Origin of the sequence: Massilia sp. 2TAF26, from assembly GCF_052115005.1 — a bacterium.
Lineage (GTDB): Bacteria > Pseudomonadota > Gammaproteobacteria > Burkholderiales > Burkholderiaceae_D > Telluria.
The window spans coordinates 1-379 of sequence record NZ_JBFRFV010000142.1 but is presented as its reverse complement, the minus strand read 5'-3'; the positions used below and the strand labels follow the sequence as shown (position 1 = coordinate 379).

The window sequence follows — 379 nt, the reverse complement described above, 5'->3', positions numbered from 1 at the left end:
GTGCAGGCCTTCGCCCGCCAACAGCACGCCGGCATTGACCAGTTCTTCGTTGTACTTGCCCATGGCGGCCAGCAACTCCGTGCTCGGCATCTTGCCGGCCTCGGACTCCGGCGAGGCTTTCACGATGATCATGAATCGCATGTCGGCACCTTATTTCTGCTGTTCCGGCGCGCAGCCCGGGGTCTGCTTCTTCATTTCTTCCTGCATCTGTTCAGGTGTCATGTCGCGGGTGTGGGTGGCGATGGACCAGTTGTGGCCAAACGGATCGACCAGCTGGCCGTAGCGGTCGCCCCAGAACATGTCGGCAACCGGCATGCGGACGGTGGCGCCGGCGTTGATGGCCTGCTGGAAGGTGGCGTCCACGTCAGGTACGTAGAGG

At 62.5% G+C, this 379-nt stretch carries 2 protein-coding genes; both read right to left on the bottom strand.

Going from position 1 to position 379, the window contains the following annotated elements; all coding sequences use genetic code 11:
• On the bottom strand, nt 1-141 hold a 141-nt coding region (locus AB4Z32_RS27855; protein ID WP_442125034.1), incomplete at its 3' end, for a YciI family protein.
• 9 nt (nt 142-150) lie between these two features.
• On the bottom strand, nt 151-379 hold a 229-nt coding region (locus AB4Z32_RS27850; protein ID WP_442125033.1), incomplete at its 5' end, for a VOC family protein.